The organism is Acinetobacter sp. 161(2023), assembly GCF_037027805.1.
Lineage (GTDB): Bacteria > Pseudomonadota > Gammaproteobacteria > Pseudomonadales > Moraxellaceae > Acinetobacter.
Genome location: NZ_JAZEYD010000014.1, coordinates 73,685 through 93,687, shown reverse-complemented (window position 1 = coordinate 93,687; position 20,003 = coordinate 73,685). Strand labels below are relative to the sequence as shown.

General features: G+C 40.4%; 18 protein-coding genes, 1 tRNA gene and 1 pseudogene. 13 read left to right on the top strand and 7 right to left on the bottom strand.

The window, feature by feature from the left end; translation table 11 throughout:
• The first annotated feature begins 20 nt into the window (after window positions 1-20).
• The 3 genes from trhP to abeS all read left to right on the top strand — a co-directional run bounded on the left by trhP (window position 21) and on the right by abeS (window position 2,238).
• Window positions 21-1,391: a prephenate-dependent tRNA uridine(34) hydroxylase TrhP gene (trhP, locus tag WA249_RS14435; RefSeq protein WP_336169700.1), complete on the top strand. Its 1,371-nt coding sequence runs from the start codon at window positions 21-23 to the stop codon at window positions 1,389-1,391.
• A 2-nt stretch (window positions 1,392-1,393) separates the two neighbouring features.
• Window positions 1,394-1,657 (top strand): YfhL family 4Fe-4S dicluster ferredoxin, encoded by a 264-nt coding sequence (locus WA249_RS14430; RefSeq protein WP_336169698.1) that lies wholly within the window; start codon window positions 1,394-1,396, stop codon window positions 1,655-1,657.
• A gap of 251 nt (window positions 1,658-1,908) precedes the next feature.
• Complete coding sequence (abeS, locus tag WA249_RS14425; protein WP_004700493.1) at window positions 1,909-2,238, top strand: multidrug efflux SMR transporter AbeS; 330 nt, start codon at window positions 1,909-1,911, stop codon at window positions 2,236-2,238.
• A gap of 76 nt (window positions 2,239-2,314) precedes the next feature.
• Here abeS and WA249_RS14420 read toward each other — a convergent pair whose 3' ends face one another.
• From WA249_RS14420 to WA249_RS14400, 5 genes are all read right to left on the bottom strand, one after another.
• Window positions 2,315-3,091 (bottom strand): ABC transporter ATP-binding protein, encoded by a 777-nt coding sequence (locus WA249_RS14420; protein ID WP_013197223.1) that lies wholly within the window; start codon window positions 3,089-3,091, stop codon window positions 2,315-2,317.
• A gap of 9 nt (window positions 3,092-3,100) precedes the next feature.
• Window positions 3,101-3,814 (bottom strand): ABC transporter permease, encoded by a 714-nt coding sequence (locus tag WA249_RS14415; RefSeq protein ID WP_174764843.1) that lies wholly within the window; start codon window positions 3,812-3,814, stop codon window positions 3,101-3,103.
• Window positions 3,811-4,500: an ABC transporter permease gene (locus WA249_RS14410; protein WP_087399935.1), complete on the bottom strand. Its 690-nt coding sequence runs from the start codon at window positions 4,498-4,500 to the stop codon at window positions 3,811-3,813. Before WA249_RS14410 ends, WA249_RS14415 begins: the two co-directional genes overlap by 4 nt.
• Before the next feature lie 91 nt (window positions 4,501-4,591).
• Entirely contained in the window at window positions 4,592-5,377 is a 786-nt protein-coding gene (locus WA249_RS14405) for an ABC transporter substrate-binding protein (protein ID WP_005307073.1), read from the bottom strand.
• 175 nt (window positions 5,378-5,552) lie between these two features.
• Window positions 5,553-6,581, bottom strand: a complete 1,029-nt coding sequence (locus WA249_RS14400) for a LysR family transcriptional regulator (protein ID WP_336169688.1) — start codon at window positions 6,579-6,581, stop codon at window positions 5,553-5,555.
• 201 nt (window positions 6,582-6,782) lie between these two features.
• Here WA249_RS14400 and adeF point away from each other — a divergent pair, with 201 nt between their 5' ends.
• The 3 genes from adeF to WA249_RS14385 are packed head-to-tail and all read left to right on the top strand — an operon-like array spanning window position 6,783 to window position 12,677.
• Complete coding sequence (gene adeF / locus WA249_RS14395; RefSeq protein WP_013197220.1) at window positions 6,783-8,003, top strand: multidrug efflux RND transporter periplasmic adaptor subunit AdeF; 1,221 nt, start codon at window positions 6,783-6,785, stop codon at window positions 8,001-8,003.
• Between the two features lie 6 nt (window positions 8,004-8,009).
• The gene (gene adeG, locus WA249_RS14390; protein WP_336169685.1) at window positions 8,010-11,189 is read left to right on the top strand and encodes a multidrug efflux RND transporter permease subunit AdeG; all 3,180 of its coding nucleotides are present in this window, start codon (window positions 8,010-8,012) and stop codon (window positions 11,187-11,189) included.
• Between the two features lie 12 nt (window positions 11,190-11,201).
• Window positions 11,202-12,677: an efflux transporter outer membrane subunit gene (locus tag WA249_RS14385; RefSeq protein ID WP_336169683.1), complete on the top strand. Its 1,476-nt coding sequence runs from the start codon at window positions 11,202-11,204 to the stop codon at window positions 12,675-12,677.
• 64 nt (window positions 12,678-12,741) lie between these two features.
• Here WA249_RS14385 and glyA read toward each other — a convergent pair whose 3' ends face one another.
• Window positions 12,742-13,995: a serine hydroxymethyltransferase gene (glyA, locus tag WA249_RS14380; protein WP_336169681.1), complete on the bottom strand. Its 1,254-nt coding sequence runs from the start codon at window positions 13,993-13,995 to the stop codon at window positions 12,742-12,744.
• 61 nt (window positions 13,996-14,056) lie between these two features.
• Between glyA and WA249_RS14375 the strand changes: the two are divergent.
• Window positions 14,057-14,211, top strand: a pseudogene (locus WA249_RS14375) (hypothetical protein).
• Between the two features lie 29 nt (window positions 14,212-14,240).
• On the opposite strand, the gene WA249_RS14370 reads toward WA249_RS14375, so the two are convergent.
• Window positions 14,241-15,467: an alpha/beta hydrolase gene (locus tag WA249_RS14370; protein ID WP_336169679.1), complete on the bottom strand. Its 1,227-nt coding sequence runs from the start codon at window positions 15,465-15,467 to the stop codon at window positions 14,241-14,243.
• Between the two features lie 245 nt (window positions 15,468-15,712).
• On the opposite strand from WA249_RS14370, the gene WA249_RS14365 reads away from it, so the two are divergent.
• The 6 genes from WA249_RS14365 to queF all read left to right on the top strand — a co-directional run bounded on the left by WA249_RS14365 (window position 15,713) and on the right by queF (window position 19,990).
• Complete coding sequence (locus tag WA249_RS14365) at window positions 15,713-16,399, top strand: 3'-5' exonuclease (RefSeq protein ID WP_336169677.1); 687 nt, start codon at window positions 15,713-15,715, stop codon at window positions 16,397-16,399.
• A 148-nt stretch (window positions 16,400-16,547) separates the two neighbouring features.
• Complete coding sequence (locus tag WA249_RS14360) at window positions 16,548-17,168, top strand: hypothetical protein (protein ID WP_336169674.1); 621 nt, start codon at window positions 16,548-16,550, stop codon at window positions 17,166-17,168.
• A gap of 113 nt (window positions 17,169-17,281) precedes the next feature.
• A tRNA-Arg gene (locus WA249_RS14355) sits at window positions 17,282-17,358 on the top strand.
• A gap of 117 nt (window positions 17,359-17,475) precedes the next feature.
• Window positions 17,476-18,411: an ABC transporter ATP-binding protein gene (locus tag WA249_RS14350; RefSeq protein ID WP_336169673.1), complete on the top strand. Its 936-nt coding sequence runs from the start codon at window positions 17,476-17,478 to the stop codon at window positions 18,409-18,411.
• On the top strand, window positions 18,408-19,181 hold the full coding sequence (locus WA249_RS14345; RefSeq protein WP_336169671.1) for an ABC transporter permease: 774 nt from the start codon (window positions 18,408-18,410) through the stop codon (window positions 19,179-19,181). Before WA249_RS14350 ends, WA249_RS14345 begins: the two co-directional genes overlap by 4 nt.
• Window positions 19,178-19,990 carry an NADPH-dependent 7-cyano-7-deazaguanine reductase QueF gene (gene queF / locus WA249_RS14340; RefSeq protein ID WP_336169669.1) on the top strand — a complete coding sequence of 271 codons (813 nt, stop codon included), beginning with the start codon at window positions 19,178-19,180 and terminating at the stop codon, window positions 19,988-19,990. The genes WA249_RS14345 and queF overlap by 4 nt, the downstream gene beginning before the upstream one ends.
• Window positions 19,991-20,003 lie beyond the last annotated feature (13 nt).

The window sequence follows — 20,003 nt, the reverse complement described above, 5'->3', positions numbered from 1 at the left end:
TTTTTTATGCCTTTTATTTTATGAAAACCGAACTTCTCTCTCCCGCAGGTTCACTAAAAAACATGCGCTATGCATTTGCCTATGGTGCAGATGCCGTATATGCAGGCCAACCACGTTACAGTTTACGTGTGCGTAATAATGCTTTTGATCATGACAATTTAAAAATTGGGATTGATGAAGCGCATGCTTTGGGTAAAAAGTTTTATGTTGTGGTGAATATTCAGCCACATAACAGCAAATTAAAGAACTTTATTCGTGATCTTGAACCTATTGTAGCGATGCAACCAGATGCTCTTATTATGTCTGACCCAGGCTTAATCATGATGGTGAGAGAGCATTTCCCAGAAGTACAAATTCATTTGTCTGTTCAAGCCAACGCCATAAACTGGGCAACTGTTAAATTTTGGAAAGATTACGGTTTAAGCCGTGTGATTTTATCTCGTGAGTTGTCATTAGAAGAAATCGAAGAAATCCAGCAACACGTACCAGATATTGAACTCGAAGTTTTTGTACATGGCGCACTATGCATGGCCTACTCAGGCCGCTGCCTACTTTCTGGTTATATGAACAAACGTGATGCCAACCAAGGTGCATGTACCAATGCGTGCCGATGGGACTATAAACTGCATGAAGCACAAGAAGATGCAAACGGCGATGTGATTCCAGTCACACAACTCAATGAGTCGGAAAAAGCTTGCTGCTCATCAGGACAATCAGAAACAACCTCAGCTCAAACATTATTGATACAACGTAATGATGAAGAAATGTTTGCTGCCGAAGAAGATGAGCACGGTACCTATTTTATGAACTCGAAAGATTTACGTGCTGTACAACATGTAGATCGTTTAACAAAAATGGGAATCGCCTCATTAAAAATTGAAGGCCGTACTAAATCATATTTTTATTGCGCCCGTACTGCCCAAATTTATCGAAAAGCCATTGATGATGCATTAGCAGGTAAACCGTTTGACTCAAGCTTAATGGCTCAGCTCGAAGGGTTGGCGAACCGTGGTTACACCGAAGGTTTTTTAAGACGTCATGTGCATAGCGAATATCAAAACTATGCCGATGGTTCATCACATTTTGACTATCAACAATTTTGCGGCGAAGTATTAGAACGCCACGGCGATTATATTCACATTGAAGTTAAAAACCGTTTTGTGGTTGGCGACTCACTAGAACTCATGACACCTCAAGGCAATATCACTTTTACCTTAACCGAAATGCGTGATTTAAAAGGTAACCCAATTACAGATGCTAAAGGTTCGGGACATTTCGTTGAAATTCCACTCTCACAAGATGTTGACATCAGTTATGCCCTACTCGTACGCAATTTGCCGCATGCGAAAGAAAGTATTACCGCATCTACATTGGCTTATTCAGCGAGTTAAACATGGCACTTTTGATTACCAGTGAATGTATCAATTGTGATATGTGCTTAGCTGAATGCCCCAACATCGCTATTTTTGAAGGAAGCAAAGTTTATGAAATTGATCCATTTCGTTGTACCGAGTGTGTAGGCTTTTACGATGCCCCAACATGTAAGGCGGTTTGCCCTATCGATTGCATAAAACCAGACCCTGCGCATATTGAGAATAAAGAGCAACTGCTAGAGAAATTTAAAGGTCTAAATATACTCGGCGAATCTATTTCTTAAAAGACTATCGAGGATCAGGCTAAAGTTACTGATCCTCTTTTTTATGACTATGCAGATCAATAATTAAATAAATGAATAAATGAATAAATGAATAAATAGCTTAGGCCACTTTGCTAGTGATAAAATCAATTTATCAGTTCAGTTTGATTTACTGGTCATTTTGTACCAAAAAATTAAACAATCGTTAAAACTGCCAAACCATTTCAACATTTCATGTAGATTGATTAAAACTCATTCTGGCGTAGCTCCCCATGTCTTATCTTTATTTAGCAATTGCGATTGCTTGTGAAGTCATTGCAACTTCAGCTTTAAAAGCATCTCAAGGTTTTACTGTTCCTATTCCATCCATCGTTACAGTTGTGGGCTATGCAATTGCTTTTTATTTATTGTCCTTGACACTAAAAACGATTCCGATCGGAATTGCATACGCCATTTGGTCGGGTGCGGGTATTATTTTAATTTCTGCAATTGGCTGGATATTTTACAAACAGCATTTAGACTTGGCGGCCTGTATTGGTCTTACTTTAATGATCGCAGGTATTATCATTATTAATGTGTTTTCTAAAAATACTCATCTATAAAATATAATTAGAAAAGCAACCGAGTAAGATGCGAATCTTTTTTTTAAAAAATTTCACTTTACTCGGTATAAACAGCTTATTTTAAACTGCCCGTTAAAAATTGCTTTAAACGCTCACTTTTCGGATTGTTGAGTACTTCATCAGGATGGCCCTGTTCCTCAATTTTCCCTTGATGCAAGAAAATCACTTGATTAGACACATGACGTGCAAAGCCCATTTCATGTGTCACCACAATCATGGTACGGCCTTCTTCAGCCAAACTCTGCATAACCTTGAGCACTTCACCCACCAACTCCGGATCAAGTGCACTGGTTGGTTCATCAAATAGCATCACTTCCGGCTCCATCGCCAAAGCACGAGCAATTGCTACACGTTGCTGCTGACCACCAGATAAAAATGCGGGATATTTATTCTCAACGCTTTCAGGCAATCCAACTTTACGTAGATATTTCCGTGCACACTCTTCTGCTTCAGCACGTTTTACCCCAAGCACATGAATTGGCCCTTCAATGACATTTTCAAGCACTGTCATATGTGACCATAAATTAAAGTGCTGGAACACCATCATCAGTTGAGTACGCATTTTTTGTAGTTGCTTTGGATCAACCACTTTTAAATTGCCTTTTTTATCAAAGACTGTGCGTAATTTTTCACCATTGAGTTTAATGGTGCCATTGCTCGGTTGCTCTAAAAAGTTGATACAACGCAGCAAGGTACTTTTACCTGAACCGGATGAACCAATAATACTAATCACATCGCCAGCATTTGCATCAAGTGATATCCCTTTCAGTACTTCATGATCGCCAAATGTTTTGTGTAAATCACGAATCACTAGTTTTGCAACGTGTTCCATTTATGTCTCCTAATGATTCGATGGCTTTAAAAATGCCAACCAACGTTTTTCCAACTTACGAAATATCCAAATCAAAATAAATGCCAACATCGCATATAACACCGCGGCAATCCCAAAAGCATTGAAAGTGTCATAAGTTGCCGCATTTACATCACGCGCAATTTTTAAAATATCTGGAACAGTTGCTGTAAATGCAATGGTTGTCGCATGCAACATCAAAATGACTTCGTTACCGTAAAATGGCAAAGCACGGCGTAACATCGAAGGAATGATAATACGTGTGTAGAGTTTCCATTTTGACATTCCAAAAGCTTGAGCAGCTTCAATCTCGCCATGTGGAATAGAACGAATCGCTCCAGCGAAGATTTCAGTCGTATATGCACCAGTATTGAGCGCAAATGCCAAAATGGTGCAATTTATGCCCTCTCGAAAAAATGCATCGAGCGTCTGATGTTCATGGACGTAATCAAAGCTGTAAATACCTGAATAAATAATCAGCAATTGAATGTACAGTGGTGTGCCACGAAAAACGTAGGTATACAACCAAACTGGACCACGCAACCAAAGATTTTCTGATACTCGTGCAAGTGATAAAGGCACAGCAAGCACAAAGCCAATACCAATAGAAAGCACCAATAACCAAGCAGTCATCGCGACACCGGTCATTTGTAGGCCATCGGTCCAAAGGTATGCCTGCCAATATTGTTGAAGGATTTCAATCATAATTGTCCCTTCCTCACACCAGCAGAATAACGACGTTCAAGCCACATTAAAATCAGGTTTGACACGGTGGTAATTGCCAAATAAATCGCAGCAGCCACGATGCTGAAAAAGAACAATTGCATGGTACTTCTACCCGCATCTTGCGTAATTTTTACAATATCAGTCAGGCCAATAATTGAAACCAGTGCGGTTGCCTTAATCAAAACTTGCCAATTATTACCAATCCCAGGCAATGCAAAACGCATCATTTGAGGGAACAATACACGTCGAAAAACCTGCCACGGAGTCATCCCATAGGCCTTTGCTGCTTCAATTTGACCCGTTGGAACCGATTGAAATGCACCACGAAAGGTCTCGGTAAAATATGCACCATAAATGAACGCTAAAGTAATCACACCAGCCACGAATGGGTTGATATCAATTTGATCCATTTGCAGTGCTTCAGTAATTTGGTTTAAACCTAACTGCAAGCTATAAAATAACAGCAGCATAATTACCAAATCAGGCACACTACGAATGAGCGTGGTATATGCGGTCGCAATATAGCGTAAAGCTTTAATATTAGAGAGTTTTGAACTCGCACCAATTAAGCCAATAATGACAGAAAGCAAAAGTGACAACAGCGCAAGCTGTATAGTCATCCATGTTCCGCTGAGAAGGAGTGGCCCATAGCCAGATAAAAACATGACTCATCTTCTCCTTAAAAACAATATCTAATATTGATGAGATGAGAATAGATTTTAAAATGTCGGCACTAAGCCGACATTTTTCACATCATTAGTAAATGTTAAAGGAGAAATATTTTTTCTCGAGTTTCTTGTATGTGCCATCCGCAATGATTGCTGCGAGAGCTTTGTCAATATTCGCTTTCAAATCTGCATCTTCTTTGCGTAAACCAATCGCTGCGCCTACACCCAGTGTTTTTGCATCAACCACATTGCTGCCGACAAAAGTAAAGTTTTTGCCTTTTGGTTGTTTTAAGAAAGCGCCATCAACCATGATTGCATCTTGTAAAGTTGCATCTAAACGACCTGACATCATGTCTTGATAAATCAAATCTTGGACTGGATAAGGTACAACGGTTACACCTTTTGTTGCCCAATAGGTTTTAGCATAAGTTTCTTGAATTGTGCCCTGTTGTACCCCTACACGCTTACCTTTCAATGATGCAGCTGTTGGTAATAACGGTGAGCCTTTTTTTGCAACCATACGCGTTGGCGTGTTGTAGATTTTGCTACTAAACAAAATTTGTTTCGCACGTTCATCAGTCACCGTCATTGATGAAAGAATACCGTCAAATTTTTTCGCTTTAAGTGCTGGAATCATCCCGTCAAAAGAGTTTTCAACCCAAACACATTTAGCTTTGAGTTTTGCACAAATAGCATTACCCAAATCAACGTCAAAACCAGTTAACTTGCCATCTGGTGTTTTATATTCAAATGGTGCATAAGAGGACTCAGTACCAAAACGAATCACCTTCCAATCCTTTGCTTGAACATTCGTTGCAACAGCAGCCAAAACTAAGGTTGTTGAAACGAACATTTTTTTCATAAAGCTTGCCATCTTGAAGCTTCTCCTTAAAATCCAAATAAGGTGATAAAAACTTGAGTAATTTCTAAATTACTCTTCTGCCGAAATAATTGCAATTTCTATACCAGTAAATTAAGGATTTATGAAGATGTCTAAACAGCAGATCGTATTACCTCATTAAATGTTGAAAAATCACTCAAATTTTAAGTTAGTTTTTGAGTGTGTAAGCCTCTGCCATATTTTCATTTTGAACCAATGTCCGAATGGTGTATTCATGGTTATGTTCTTTGGCACTGGCAAATTCACATTTTTGATCTAATGACATTGAGCAACCACTCAGCAATGGACAACCTGCAAATAATTCGGCTACCCAATCTACAAATACACGGACTTTAGGCGATAAATGACGGTTTTGTAGATAAACGACTGATATTGGCATAGGTGCAGGTAACCATTCAGTCAGCACTTCCTTGAGTGTGCCATCTTCCAGATGTTTCCCCACCATGTAATATGGGCATTGAATTAAGCCAAAACCCTGTACAGCCAAATCAACATATGAATCACCATCATTGACAGAAACGCGCCCTTTCACACCAACGCTATGAATCTCACCATCAACCATAAAATCCCAGTCAATATTGCGTCCGGTACGACTATTAAAATAATGCACGACTTGATGTTCTTTTAAGTCATCAATAGTTTCCGGTTCGCCATGTTCCGCCAAGTAACGCGGTGCAGCAACCGTCACACATTGAATTGTGCCGATACGACGTGCCACTAAACTTGAATCTTTTAACTGACCAATACGAATGACACAATCCACCGCATCTTGAACTAAATCGACCGGACGATCACTCATTCCAATCACCAAATCAATATCGGGATACTTGGCATGAAAATCACAAAGCATTGGAATCAGAATGAGTCGTCCAATTGAAGCTTTAACATCAATGCGTAGTCGACCTCGTGGTCCACGTTCCGAGTCATGAAAATTTGATTCAACATCTTCGACATCGGCTAAAATTCGTGCAGTACGTTCATAATAAACCGCACCATCTGGTGTCAAACTGAGTTTCCGAGTGGTCCGATTCAATAAACGAACCTGTAAATGTTTCTCTAAACCCTGAATGGTTGTAGTCACTGAAGCGCGCGGTAGGCCTAAACTGTCAGCCGCTAAACTGAAACTATTTGTTTCAACAACTTTGTTAAATACTTTCATGGCATGAAATAGATCCACACGCACACTCCTATCAATTAATGCATTTTTTCATTCAAACACATCAATTGTTATAAAAATACGAATAGTGTTATCGAATTTAATATATTTATTCGTAATTGACAAACTTTTATGCTCCGTTCATCCCATAAACCCTGTTTCTCCCATACGGACCATAATTAAAAGTCTGAAAACAGGTATCCAGATGATTAGGAGCACCTCATGTCATTTTCACGCAAACAGTTCGCGCTGTCTGCCATCTTTGTCGCCATTTTGGCAACGGGTGGCAGTTTTATGTTTTTACATGAAAATGCCGATGCAAAAGCTGCACCGACAACAGCCCAACAAGCTGCTACTGTTGATATTTCCAATGTCATCAGCAAAACCATTACCGATTGGCAAGAATATTCCGGTCGCTTAGAAGCCATTGATCAAGTCGATATTAGGCCACAGGTTTCAGGTAAACTCATTTCCGTACACTTCAAAGATGGTAGTCTGGTTAGAAAAGGTGAATTACTTTTTACCATTGATCCGCGTCCTTTCGAAGCAGAGCTCAATCGTGCCCAAGCTCAACTTGCTTCAGCTGAAGCACAAGTGACTTATACAGGTTCTAATCTTTCTCGTATTCAACGCTTAATTCAAAGTAATGCTGTATCTCGTCAAGAGTTAGATCTAGCTGAAAATGATGCACGCTCAGCCAGTGCCAACCTGCAAGCCGCTAGAGCAGCCGTTCAATCTGCACGTTTAAATCTTGAGTACACGCGCATTACCGCACCAGTCAGTGGTCGAATTTCTCGTGCCGAAGTGACTGTGGGCAACGTGGTTTCTGCGGGTAATGGAGCACAGGTTTTAACAAGTTTAGTGTCTGTATCTCGCCTTTATGCATCTTTCGATGTTGATGAACAAACTTACCTCAAATACATCAGCAACCAGCGTAATTCAGCACAAGTTCCTGTCTATATGGGACTTGCCAATGAAACTGGGTTCTCTCGTGAAGGAGTCATCAACTCAATCGACAATAACCTAGATACGACCTCAGGTACGATTCGTGTCCGCGCAACTTTCGACAATCCAAACGGAGTTTTATTACCGGGTTTATATGCTCGAATCCGTCTGGGTGGTGGTCAACCTCGTTCAGCAATTTTGATTAGTCCAACCGCGGTCGGAGTCGATCAAGATAAACGTTTTGTTGTGGTAGTCGACGCTAAAAATCAGACCGCTTACCGTGAAGTAAAACTTGGCACACAACAAGATGGCTTGCAAATCGTAAATAGCGGATTACAAGCGGGTGATCGTATTGTAGTGAATGGTTTACAGCGGATTCGTCCGGGTGACCCTGTTACCCCGCATCTTGTACCTATGCCAAATGCACAAATCACTGCGAGCAGCACTACTCCTCAACCTCAGCCAACAGAAAAAACATCAACTCCGGCAAAAGGTTAATCCGATATGAATATTTCTAAATTCTTTATTGATCGGCCGATCTTTGCTGGTGTGTTATCAGTATTGATTCTACTTGCCGGTTTACTTTCGGTATTTAAATTACCGATTTCAGAATATCCGGAAGTTGTTCCACCATCTGTGGTGGTACGTGCTCAATATCCAGGTGCAAACCCGAAAGTAATTGCTGAAACTGTTGCTTCTCCGCTTGAAGAATCCATCAACGGCGTTGAAGACATGTTGTATATGCAGTCTCAGGCAAACAGTGACGGTAACTTAACCATTACAGTAAACTTTAAGCTCGGTATTGATCCAGACAAAGCTCAGCAATTGGTTCAAAACCGTGTGTCGCAAGCATTGCCTCGTTTGCCTGAAGACGTACAACGTTTAGGTGTCACCACTTTAAAAAGCTCACCAACTTTAACCATGGTTGTGCATCTGACTTCACCAGATAATCGCTATGACATGACCTACTTACGTAACTACGCAGTGCTTAACGTAAAAGATCGTTTGGCGCGCCTACAAGGTGTAGGTGAAGTCGGTTTATTTGGTTCTGGTGACTACGCGATGCGTGTGTGGCTCGACCCACAAAAAGTTGCGCAACGTAATCTCACAGCAACTGAAATTGTGAGTGCAATCCGTGAACAAAACATTCAGGTTGCCGCAGGTACCATTGGTGCATCACCAACTAATTCTCCTGTGCAACTTTCAGTGAATGCTCAAGGCCGTTTAACGACTGAGCAAGAATTCGCAGATATCATTTTAAAAACAGCACCAGATGGCGCTGTCACTCGCTTAGGTGATGTTGCTCGTGTTGAACTTGCAGCTTCACAATATGGCTTACGTTCATTACTCGATAATAAACAAGCTGTAGCGATTCCAATTTTCCAAGCACCGGGTGCTAATGCTTTACAAGTTTCTGATCAAGTGCGTAGCACGATGAAAGAACTTTCAAAAGATTTTCCATCTTCAATTAAATACGACATTGTTTACGACCCGACTCAATTCGTACGTGCCAGTATTAAAGCGGTCGTTCATACCTTACTTGAAGCGATTGCGCTGGTTGTTGTGGTTGTTATTTTATTCTTACAAACATGGCGTGCCTCAATCATTCCATTGCTTGCAGTACCAGTTTCAATTATTGGTACATTCGCACTCATGCTTGCTTTTGGTTACTCAATCAATGCGCTATCACTGTTCGGGATGGTACTTGCCATCGGCATTGTGGTCGATGACGCGATTGTCGTCGTCGAAAACGTCGAGAGGAATATTGAAGCAGGCTTAAGCCCAAGAGATGCAACTTATCGCGCGATGAGAGAAGTGAGCGGACCGATTATTGCCATTGCTTTAACGCTGGTTGCCGTGTTCGTTCCACTTGCCTTTATGACAGGCTTAACAGGGCAATTTTATAAACAATTTGCCATGACCATTGCCATTTCAACAGTCATTTCGGCATTTAACTCCCTTACTCTATCTCCTGCTTTAGCAGCCATGTTACTGAAAGGACATGACGCTAAACCTGATGCCTTAACACGCCTTATGAACCGTGTATGTGGACGTTTCTTTGCGCTGTTTAACCGCGTATTTACCCGTGCATCAGACAACTATGGTAAAGGCGTAAGTCGTGTTATATCTCATAAAGCATCGGCAATGGGTGTATATGCTGCACTCCTAGGCTTAACCGTTGGTATTTCTTATATTGTTCCAGGTGGCTTCGTGCCCGCTCAAGACAAACAATATTTAATTAGCTTTGCTCAATTACCAAACGGCGCGTCTTTAGATCGTACCGAAGCGGTTATTCGTAAAATGAGTGACACTGCACTTAAACAACCTGGTGTAGAAAGTGCAGTTGCCTTCCCTGGCCTATCAATTAACGGTTTTACCAACAGCTCAAGCGCCGGTATTGTCTTTGTGACCTTAAAGCCATTCGATGAACGTAAGGCTAAAGACTTATCTGCAAATGCAATTGCAGGTGCGCTCAACCAGAAATATTCAGCCATTCAAGATGCCTATATTGCAGTTTTCCCACCACCACCCGTGATGGGCTTAGGTACGATGGGCGGCTTTAAACTCCAACTCGAAGACCGAGGTGCCTTAGGCTATTCAGCCTTGAACGATGCTGCACAAAACTTTATGAAAGCAGCACAATCGGCCCCCGAACTTGGTCCAATGTTCTCAAGTTATCAAATTAACGTACCTCAACTGAACGTAGATCTGGACCGTGTAAAAGCCAAACAGCAAGGTGTTGCTGTGACAGATGTTTTCAACACCATGCAGATTTATTTAGGTTCTCAGTACGTTAACGACTTTAACCGCTTTGGACGTGTTTATCAGGTTCGAGCACAAGCCGATGCACCTTTCCGTGCTAACCCTGAAGATATTTTGCAGCTTAAAACCCGTAACAGTGCCGGACAAATGGTGCCGTTATCTTCATTGGTGAATGTAACTCAAACTTATGGTCCTGAAATGGTAGTGCGTTATAACGGCTACACGTCAGCAGACATTAACGGCGGCCCTGCACCGGGCTATTCATCTAGCCAAGCAGAAGCTGCGGTTGAACGTATTGCTGCACAAACTCTACCACGTGGTATCAAGTTTGAATGGACAGATTTAACTTACCAAAAAATCTTGGCTGGTAATGCAGGACTCTGGGTATTCCCAATTAGTGTATTACTCGTGTTCTTAGTTTTAGCCGCTCAATATGAAAGTCTAACTTTGCCTTTAGCTGTAATTTTAATTGTACCAATGGGAATTTTGGCCGCTCTGACGGGTGTTTGGCTGACAGGTGGAGATAACAACATCTTTACCCAAATTGGTCTGATGGTGCTGGTCGGGCTAGCCTGTAAAAATGCCATCTTAATTGTCGAATTTGCAAGGGAACTCGAAATGCAAGGTGCAACTGCATTTAATGCAGCCGTTGAAGCAAGTCGTCTACGTTTACGTCCAATTTTAATGACTTCTATTGCATTCATTATGGGTGTAGTCCCACTCGTTACTTCAACTGGTGCAGGTTCTGAAATGCGTCATGCCATGGGTATTGCGGTGTTCTTCGGGATGATCGGTGTAACGCTGTTTGGTTTGTTCCTGACCCCTGCCTTTTATGTCCTGATTCGTACACTGAACAGTAAACATAAATTGCATTCGGCAGCAGTTCATGAAGCACCTTTATCTACCCCACATGATCATTAAGGAGGATATTTAATGGCTACAGCAAAACAAAGCTTATTATTGTCCTCACTCATGGGAAGCCTGCTCCTTGCAGGCTGCTCTTTGGCTCCTGAATATCAACCTGCAAAAGTTATAGTTCCAGTCAAATTTAAAGAGTCTGACCCTAAACTTGAGGATAATAACTGGAAAATTGCCCAACCTGCCGATCAGCAAGTTCGAGGTGAATGGTGGCGTGTTTTTAATGATGCTCAATTGAATGAGCTCGAACAACAAGCCATTTCTGGAAACCAGAGTCTTAAAGCGGCAGCGGCTAATGTTCAGGCTTCACGTGCGTTACGTTCCGCAGCCCAAGCTGAACGTTTGCCAAGTATTGGTGCTGGCTTTGGCCCAACTCGTCAAAAACCCTCTCCCGCGTCATTGGGTTTAGATGAAAATGCCCATACATCTGTACAAACCTTATGGCGTGCTCAAGCAAATGTTTCATATGAGCTCGATTTATTTGGTCGAATCGCCAGTAGTGTCAATGCAGCAACAGCTGATGTACAGCAACAAGAAGCCTTATATCAGTCGGCTCTTTTAGCTTTGCAAGCAGATGTTGCCCAAGGTTACTTTCTCATTCGTCAGTTAGATGCTGAACAAGCAATTTATAATCGCACTATTAAACTGCTTGGCGAGACACGTGACTTAGTTCAAATACGTTTTAGAAATGGTTTAGTCAGCGAGCTAGATGTTTTCCGTGCACAAACTGAACTTGCTACAGCCCAAACCAATGCATTGAATATTGCTCGGAATCGAGCCAATGCAGAGCATGCCCTTGCAGTATTATTAGGCAAAACACCTGCTGAGTTTAGCTTGGCAATTCAACCATTAACCGAAAACAGCCTACGTCTGCCAGCAGGTTTACCTTCAGCTTTACTGGAAAGACGACCTGACATTGCTGCTGCCGAACGTGCTATGGCAGCAGATAATGCACGTATTGGAATTGCACGTGCTGCTTTCTTCCCAAAACTTGATCTGACAGGTGCCCTCGGTTATGAGTCATCAACTTTAGGTGATTTAGGGAAATGGTCGAGCCGTACATTCTTGCTTGGTCCAGTCGCAGGTACCATTTTATCTTTACCCTTGTTTGATGGCGGGCAACGTAAAGCTGGAGTCGCTCAAGCGCGAGCTGCCTATGAAGAAAGTGTGGCGAATTATCGCCAAACCGTGCTGAATGCATTCCGCGAAGTTGAAAATGGTTTGTCTGATCAACGTATTCTCGATCAGCAAATTCAGGCTCAAAACCAAGCGCTCTCTTCTTCTCGTCATGCAAATCAGCTTTCTCATTTACGTTATCGAGAAGGTGCTATCAGTTATCTTGATGTAATTGACTCTGACCGGACTATTTTGCAACAAGAGCAACTTTCCGCACAGCTTAACGGCAGTAGAATGATGGCCAGTGTAGATTTAATCCGCGCATTAGGTGGTGGATGGCATGGTGCCGAATCATCGGTAAAATCTAAAAGTTAATTCTCACATAATTAACTTGATATAAAAAAAAGCGCCATACGGCGCTTTTTTTTATATCTACAACTTATTGTGCGTATACAGGGAATTTTGCACAAACAGTTTCAACTTTCGCTTTTACGTCAGCAATAACTTTTTCGTCACCTTTGCTGTCGATCACATCAGCGATCCAACCAGCAAGTTCACGAACTTCAGCTTCACCGAAACCACGAGTTGTTACTGCTGGAGTACCGATACGGATACCAGAAGTAACAAATGGAGAACGTGGGTCATTTGGAACTGAGTTTTTGTTAACAGTAATGTGAGCAGCGCCTAACCAAGCATCTGCTTCTTTACCAGTTACGTCTTGCTTGATTAAAGATAACAAGAACAAGTGGTTGTCAGTACCGCCAGAAACAACGTCATAACCACGAGCGATTAATACTTCAGCCATAGCTTGAGCATTTTTCACAACTTGTTGTTGGTAAACTTTGAAGTCATCAGACATTGCTTCTTTGAAGCAGATTGCTTTAGCAGCAATCGCATGCATCAATGGACCACCTTGGTTACCAGGGAATACAGCTGATTGAAGTTTTTTCTCGATTTCTTCATTCGCTTTCGCAAGGATTAAACCAGAACGTGGACCACGAAGTGTTTTATGAGTCGTAGTTGTAGTTACGTCAGCAATTTGAACTGGGTTTGGATATACACCAGCAGCAACAAGACCTGCAACGTGAGCCATATCAACAAAAAGGTAAGCGCCAACTTTGTCCGCGATGTCACGGAAACGCTGCCAATCTACAACACGGCTGTAAGCAGAGAAACCAGCAACGATCATACGTGGCTTGTGCTCTAATGCTAAACGTTCAACTTCTTCATAATCGATCTCGCCAGTTTCAGCATTTAGACCGTATTGAACTGCATTATAAGTTTTACCAGAGAAGCTTACTTTAGCACCATGAGTCAAATGACCACCGTGAGCCAAGCTCATACCTAAAACAGTATCGCCTGGATTAAGAAGCGCTAGATAAACAGCAGAGTTAGCTTGTGAGCCAGCGTGTGGTTGAACGTTTGCGTAATCTGCACCAAAAAGTTCTTTAGCACGATCAATCGCCATTTGCTCGATGATATCCACATATTCGCAACCGCCATAATAGCGTTTACCTGGATAACCTTCTGCATATTTATTCGTAAGTTTTGATCCTTGCGCTTCCATCACAGCAGGAGAGCAATAGTTTTCAGAAGCAATTAACTCGATATGTGCTTCTTGACGCTCACCTTCAGAAGCAATTGCTTGAGCTAATTCTGGATCAAATTCAGAAATGGAAATATTGGCAAACATTAGCGGGGGTCCTATAAAATTAGGGCTTTTAAGCCGTGCTAAGATTGCGACATATTGTAGCATGAACTTTATAATTAAACAGAATGAAGTTAGCTCAGTTTTAAATAAAAATGGCTCAATTTTTATAAAACTTGAGCCATTGTTTATAAATCAATTAAAAAGCTGGTTTAAAGCTTACATTTGAACTTTCCTATCATTAACTTTAGCTTACAATAATTTAAAAAATACTTTAAATATCAATAACTCTATTGTGCTGTTAGCAAAGTCTGAACATTTCCTACAATGTTGTCTACATTACTACTCATTGCCGTATTATGGTCCCAGTTACCCGTCACATAACTATTAATTTTTGTACCTACGACAGTGGCATTAGATATCAAAATATCAGTGGCCACTTTAGGAACCGTTGTATCTGCTACCCCCTGATAAATGATAATTGGTGTAGAAACTTTTGCTTGTAGAGGTTGAGAATCTTTATCTAAGAATGTTTTTACCAATGGAACAGTCATAAAGTTAGGTTGTGTACGCGTATAGCCATCAAGTGTTCCATTATGCTCTGTAGCATACTTAGTCATACCTGCACCAAAGGCTTGACCCAATGGCCCCGCACAAATCGTTTCTGCCTGCTGTGCAGTACTTGCTGTTTGTGAAGTAAATACCTGTGAATAATCAAAGCTTGGCTGTGTATTTCGAATGCCAGCTGTAACTAAAGCAGTGTATGTGTCAAGCTGTGCATACATCGGAATTTTTTGATCCAACGTTGCATTCGCAACGGCTTGTTCACCTGCAATTAAAATAAAGCCTAGATTAGACGCTGGCGCTACCGCTACTGTACCTTTATAGTTTAGCTGTGCACGGCTTGCATATTGAGCAGCGCCTAAGGCAGCATGCCCACCCTGAGAGTGGCCTACGGTTACCCATTTGTTCGAAGTTAATAAATTACGTTGAGATAAATAGTTACGCGTTGCAACTACAGCATCCGTAATTGAAAAGGCCTCACTTTTAACATTTAAAAATGGATGTATGCCTGGCGTGCCTAAACCTTCATAGTCAGGTGCGACAACAACATAACCAGCTGTAAGTAGCTTACTAATTAAATCTTTTGTACTGTCTTCTAAAGCAGATTTACTTGGTGCACATGCATCTGCAACCCCTGTCGTTCCATGCGCCCAAACTACAATTGGCCAACCACCTGCTGGTGGTGGTGTAGTTGGTGTAAACACTAGACTGGTTGCCTGTACCTCTTGCCCACTTTGACCTAACATTTTATAAGTCAAAATACTACTTTCAGCAGCAGCTCCTAAGTTAGTACTCGTGTAAGCATCTACCTTAACAACTGGGTTTTGAATATTATTGGCTGGAGTACCCGATGGATCGGTACTTGCTGGGCTGTCATCACTACTTCCTCCACCACATGCCGTCAACAATAAACTTGTGCTAAGCATACTGGTCATGAACAGTTTCATTTTCATTTATATATCCCTTAAATTCAATTTTTGTTGTGCTTTAGTTTTTAGTAACATTTTAAATGTCTTACAAACAATTACGCCTAAACTAAATTTTTCGCAAGATATATTTAATCAAAATTAGCAACTAGATTTTCTACTTTTCAACCTAAATTGACTTCTCTAGCCCCATCTAGCCTTATTCTATGTTTTAAAGTAGATAGCCAACTGTTAACATTCATAGTTACTCGTAATTGTTTAAAGGGCCAAATATGCAAACCATTATTTTAGATACAGAAACTCATACACTAAATGGTTTGCCTATTGAAATTGCATATGCCCCGATTGAACTTAATCAAGGTAAACTCACCTTAGATAAAAGCAAATTGTTTGATCAACTCTATCAAGTGGGTGCTCCTATTTCTTATGCGGCTATGGCAGTTCACCATATATTAGAGTCAGATTTAGAAAACCAGCCACACTATAAAACGTTTAAATTACCAGAGAGTACAACTTATATTATTGGTCACAATATTGATTACGATATTGCCGCAATTGCTCGTTGTGAGGTAGATGTATCAAATATTAAACCAATTTGTACTTTAGCTTTAGCACGTAAAGTTTGGCCAGATGCAGAAGCACATAATATCTCCGCCCTCATCTATATGATTTCTCAAGGTAGCAGTAAAGCTCGAGAATTGCTCAAAGGTGCACACCGTGCCGATGCAGATATTATTTTGACTGCTAATATTTTGATGCATATTGTCTATCATTTAAATATTCAAGATATTGAAGAGCTCTACCGAGTTTCTGAAGAAGCACGTATACCTACTACCGTTAACTTTGGTAAGCATAAAGGCACAGCAATTGCTGAACTTCCAAAAGACTATATTCAATGGCTATTACGCCAAGATGAGCTTGATGTTTACCTTCGAAAAGCATTGGAAAGTGCATTTTAATAATTTAACTAAATGATATTTATAAACTATTCATCATACTGTCATTTTTAAGTTTTATTGTTAACCCCATTTATATTTTATTAAAAACAGTACTGTTCAACTCAGAAAATTGAACAGTCTGATTTATTTTTTAGATTGGGGAAAAGTAATGGCTGGTTTTTATAGAACCAATTTGGGAAGAGTTGCGCTTCAACAACGCAATATTGTTTTAAATGCAAAACAAAGACGTTTGTTACTCTTAATAGACCATGAAGATTTTCAAAACTTAAATGATGAGTTTAAAAAACGTATTGCATCTCCAGAACTGATTCAACAACTTATAGACTTAAAACTCATTGCCCCCAGTGCTTCTACCGAAACATCTACCAATGAAGAAATTATTTTAAAAACATCAGCAATAAATAGCGTAGAAGAAAATCAAAAAGAATCTAATATTAGCGCTATACCACACTCCCCTCATCTTGTTGGAGAAATCCAGCTTTCCGAGCAAAAAACTTTAGATCAGTCCAGTACTACATATTTTCAACCAGTAACGCCGTTACAGACTCTTTCTTTGGAAGAAATAAAACATTTAATGATGAAAACACTTAGCAGCTATTGCGGACTAATGACTAAACCACTTGTTCAAAAAATAGAGGAAACTAAAACAATACAAGAGCTTAAATTATGTCAGGTGCAATGGATTACCAGTTTACAAGAATCACGCATTCCCCCTCAGGAACTTGCAAGAGCTTTACGTACAATTAACCATTCAATTCAGCTTCTTTAATAAAGTATATAAAATATTGAACAACTTGCTGTTTAATTAAGCATTAAATTCACTTGGCACGTATTTCGTGCTTTACCTGCAAGTGTTTTTTTCCTATGATGTGCCCCACACATGCGCTCGTAGCTCAGTTGGATAGAGTACAGGTTTCCGAAACCTGGGGTCGTGGGTTCGATCCCCGCCGGGCGCACCAGCTTTTATATAATAACTTCATAAATTTATCTCAATTTTATAAAATTCCGACTATTTTACTTGGTTTATTAATCATTATCGCTCAAAATATACCCCTCTTTCATAATGTGAGAATTTCATGACTGATGCTTTGGTTTTAAGAGATTTGTCCAAAACATATCGTAATGGTTTTCAGGCGTTAAAAGGTATTAACCTCACTGTGCCTGAAGGTGAATTTTATGCGTTGTTAGGCCCAAATGGTGCCGGCAAATCAACAACCATTGGTATTATCAGCTCCCTCACGAAAAAAACCTCAGGAACAGTTGAGATTTTTGGGCACAATCTTGATACCCATCCGTCTCTGGCAAAACAGCAGCTTGGCGTCGTTCCTCAAGAATTTAACTTTGGACAGTTTGAAAAAACATTCGATATTTTAGTCACTCAAGCTGGCTATTACGGCATCCATCAAAAGATTGCAGAAAAACGTGCCGAACATTATTTAGAAAAACTCGGTCTGTGGGAAAAACGTAATATACAAGCACGTATGCTGTCTGGTGGTATGAAGCGTCGTCTGATGATTGCCCGTGCCATGATGCATGAGCCTAAGCTTCTTATTCTAGATGAACCCACTGCTGGTGTAGATATCGAATTACGCCGCTCTATGTGGGATTTTCTGACTGAAATGAACGAAAACGGTACTTCTATTATTTTAACGACCCACTATTTAGAAGAAGCAGAAATGTTGTGTCGTCAAATTGCGATTATTGATCGCGGTGTAATTAAAGAAGATACCAGCATGAAGAGCTTCCTTAATCAGCTCAATGAAGAATCATTTATCTTCGATTTAGCCGAACCGATTGGGCCGCTTCAGTTAAATATTATTGGTGTAAAGTTTAACTTAATCGATAGCAATACATTAGAAGTAACGATGGATAGAGCGCATACATTAAATGACTTATTCCAGCTATTAGAATCTCAAGGTATTCGTGTTCGTAGTATGCGTAATAAATCGAACCGCTTAGAAGAGCTGTTTGTCAAAATGGTCGAGAAAAATCTTGAAGGAGAGGCAAAATGAATTTTAGCCAACTGCAAATTGCTCTCTGGACCATAGTTCGTAAAGAAGTACGCCGTTTTCTACGCATTTGGCCACAAACCTTATTACCACCTGCAATTACGATGAGTTTGTACTTTGTCATTTTCGGTAATTTGGTAGGTTCACGCATTGGACAAATGGGTGGCGTGAGCTATATGCAATTTATTGTGCCCGGTTTAATTATGATGGCGGTCATTACCAATAGTTATGCCAACGTGTCTTCAAGTTTCTTTAGTGTAAAATTCCAAAAAAGTATTGAAGAACTCATCATGAGTCCTGTGCCACTCCATATTATTTTGTGGGGCTATGTAATTGGTGGTATATGCCGTGGTGTATTAGTGGGCGCTATTGTGACTGCAATGAGCATGTTCTTTACTGACCTTTTCATACACAATTGGTTCGTAACTATATATACAGTCTTAATTACATCGGTTCTTTTCTCATTAGGTGGTTTTATTAATGCAGTCTATGCAAAATCATTTGATGATATTTCTATTATTCCCACCTTTGTTCTTACACCCTTAACTTATTTAGGTGGTGTGTTTTATGCCATTAGTGCACTTGGTCCTTTTTGGCAAAAACTTTCTTTAATTAACCCTATTGTTTATATGGTTAATGCTTTCCGTTTCGGCATTTTAGGTCATAGTGATGTGAATGTTACGTTCTCTTTAACCATTGTGACATTATGTTGTGTTGTACTTTACGGAATTGCTTACTATTTACTTGCTCGTGGTTCAGGAATGCGTGAATGAGTGTCGAACAGTCTTTATTGGGTAAAGAAACCCAATATCCAACTAATTATCAACCTGATGTTTTATTTCCAATTGCCCGTGCTCAGTCTCGTGAAAGCTATTCACATATTGAAGGCATTACTCAAGGTAAAGATTGGTGGCATGTTTTTGAAATCTCATGGTTAAACGCTCATGGTATTCCACAAGTTGCGATTGGCAGAATTACACTACCCGCTTCTTCACCGAATTTAATTGAATCAAAGTCATTAAAACTTTACTTTAATAGTCTTAATTTCACTCAATTTGATTCGAAAGAGTCATTCATAGAAACGGTTAAAAAGGATCTATCTGCTGCTGCAGGCGCAAAAGTTGAATTAACCTTATTTCAGGTTGATGATTTAGATATTTCTAAACCCCAAGGCATTTGTATTGATGACCTTGCGCCAGAACGTTTAGAACAGCATCCAGATGCAACTCTTTTAAAACGAGATGAGTCTGGTGAAGAAGTTGAAATTGAACTGTATTCTCATCTTTTGAGAAGTAACTGCCCAGTCACGGGACAACCAGATTGGGGTACAGTTTTTATCCGTTTTAAAGGCAAAAAACCTTGTTATCGTAGTGTTTTAGCTTATATTATCTCGTACCGTCAGCATAATGGCTTTCACGAACAGTGTGTTGAGCAGATCTTTGCCGATATTTGGCAAAATCTAGAGCCTGAGAAGCTGATGGTTTATGCAACTTATACTCGTCGCGGCGGACTTGATATTAACCCTTGCCGAGTATCGGATCTATCATGGATGCCAAAACCGATTCGATTGGCACGACAATAAAACGAATAATTTG

What these genes read in the sequence shown, in the direction of transcription:
- WA249_RS14360 (WP_336169674.1), top strand. Translation starts at nt 16,548, where the DNA reads ATGGCTGGTTTTTATAGAACCAATTTGGGAAGAGTTGCGCTTCAACAA.
- WA249_RS14415 (WP_174764843.1), bottom strand. Translation starts at nt 3,814, where the DNA reads ATGATTGAAATCCTTCAACAATATTGGCAGGCATACCTTTGGACCGAT.
- WA249_RS14350 (WP_336169673.1), top strand. Translation starts at nt 17,476, where the DNA reads ATGACTGATGCTTTGGTTTTAAGAGATTTGTCCAAAACATATCGTAAT.
- WA249_RS14420 (WP_013197223.1), bottom strand. Translation starts at nt 3,091, where the DNA reads ATGGAACACGTTGCAAAACTAGTGATTCGTGATTTACACAAAACATTT.
- WA249_RS14370 (WP_336169679.1), bottom strand. Translation starts at nt 15,467, where the DNA reads ATGAAAATGAAACTGTTCATGACCAGTATGCTTAGCACAAGTTTATTG.
- queF (WP_336169669.1), top strand. Translation starts at nt 19,178, where the DNA reads ATGAGTGTCGAACAGTCTTTATTGGGTAAAGAAACCCAATATCCAACT.
- WA249_RS14385 (WP_336169683.1), top strand. Translation starts at nt 11,202, where the DNA reads ATGGCTACAGCAAAACAAAGCTTATTATTGTCCTCACTCATGGGAAGC.
- adeG (WP_336169685.1), top strand. Translation starts at nt 8,010, where the DNA reads ATGAATATTTCTAAATTCTTTATTGATCGGCCGATCTTTGCTGGTGTG.
- WA249_RS14410 (WP_087399935.1), bottom strand. Translation starts at nt 4,500, where the DNA reads ATGTTTTTATCTGGCTATGGGCCACTCCTTCTCAGCGGAACATGGATG.
- WA249_RS14405 (WP_005307073.1), bottom strand. Translation starts at nt 5,377, where the DNA reads ATGGCAAGCTTTATGAAAAAAATGTTCGTTTCAACAACCTTAGTTTTG.
- abeS (WP_004700493.1), top strand. Translation starts at nt 1,909, where the DNA reads ATGTCTTATCTTTATTTAGCAATTGCGATTGCTTGTGAAGTCATTGCA.
- WA249_RS14345 (WP_336169671.1), top strand. Translation starts at nt 18,408, where the DNA reads ATGAATTTTAGCCAACTGCAAATTGCTCTCTGGACCATAGTTCGTAAA.
- WA249_RS14430 (WP_336169698.1), top strand. Translation starts at nt 1,394, where the DNA reads ATGGCACTTTTGATTACCAGTGAATGTATCAATTGTGATATGTGCTTA.
- glyA (WP_336169681.1), bottom strand. Translation starts at nt 13,995, where the DNA reads ATGTTTGCCAATATTTCCATTTCTGAATTTGATCCAGAATTAGCTCAA.
- adeF (WP_013197220.1), top strand. Translation starts at nt 6,783, where the DNA reads ATGTCATTTTCACGCAAACAGTTCGCGCTGTCTGCCATCTTTGTCGCC.
- WA249_RS14365 (WP_336169677.1), top strand. Translation starts at nt 15,713, where the DNA reads ATGCAAACCATTATTTTAGATACAGAAACTCATACACTAAATGGTTTG.
- trhP (WP_336169700.1), top strand. Translation starts at nt 21, where the DNA reads ATGAAAACCGAACTTCTCTCTCCCGCAGGTTCACTAAAAAACATGCGC.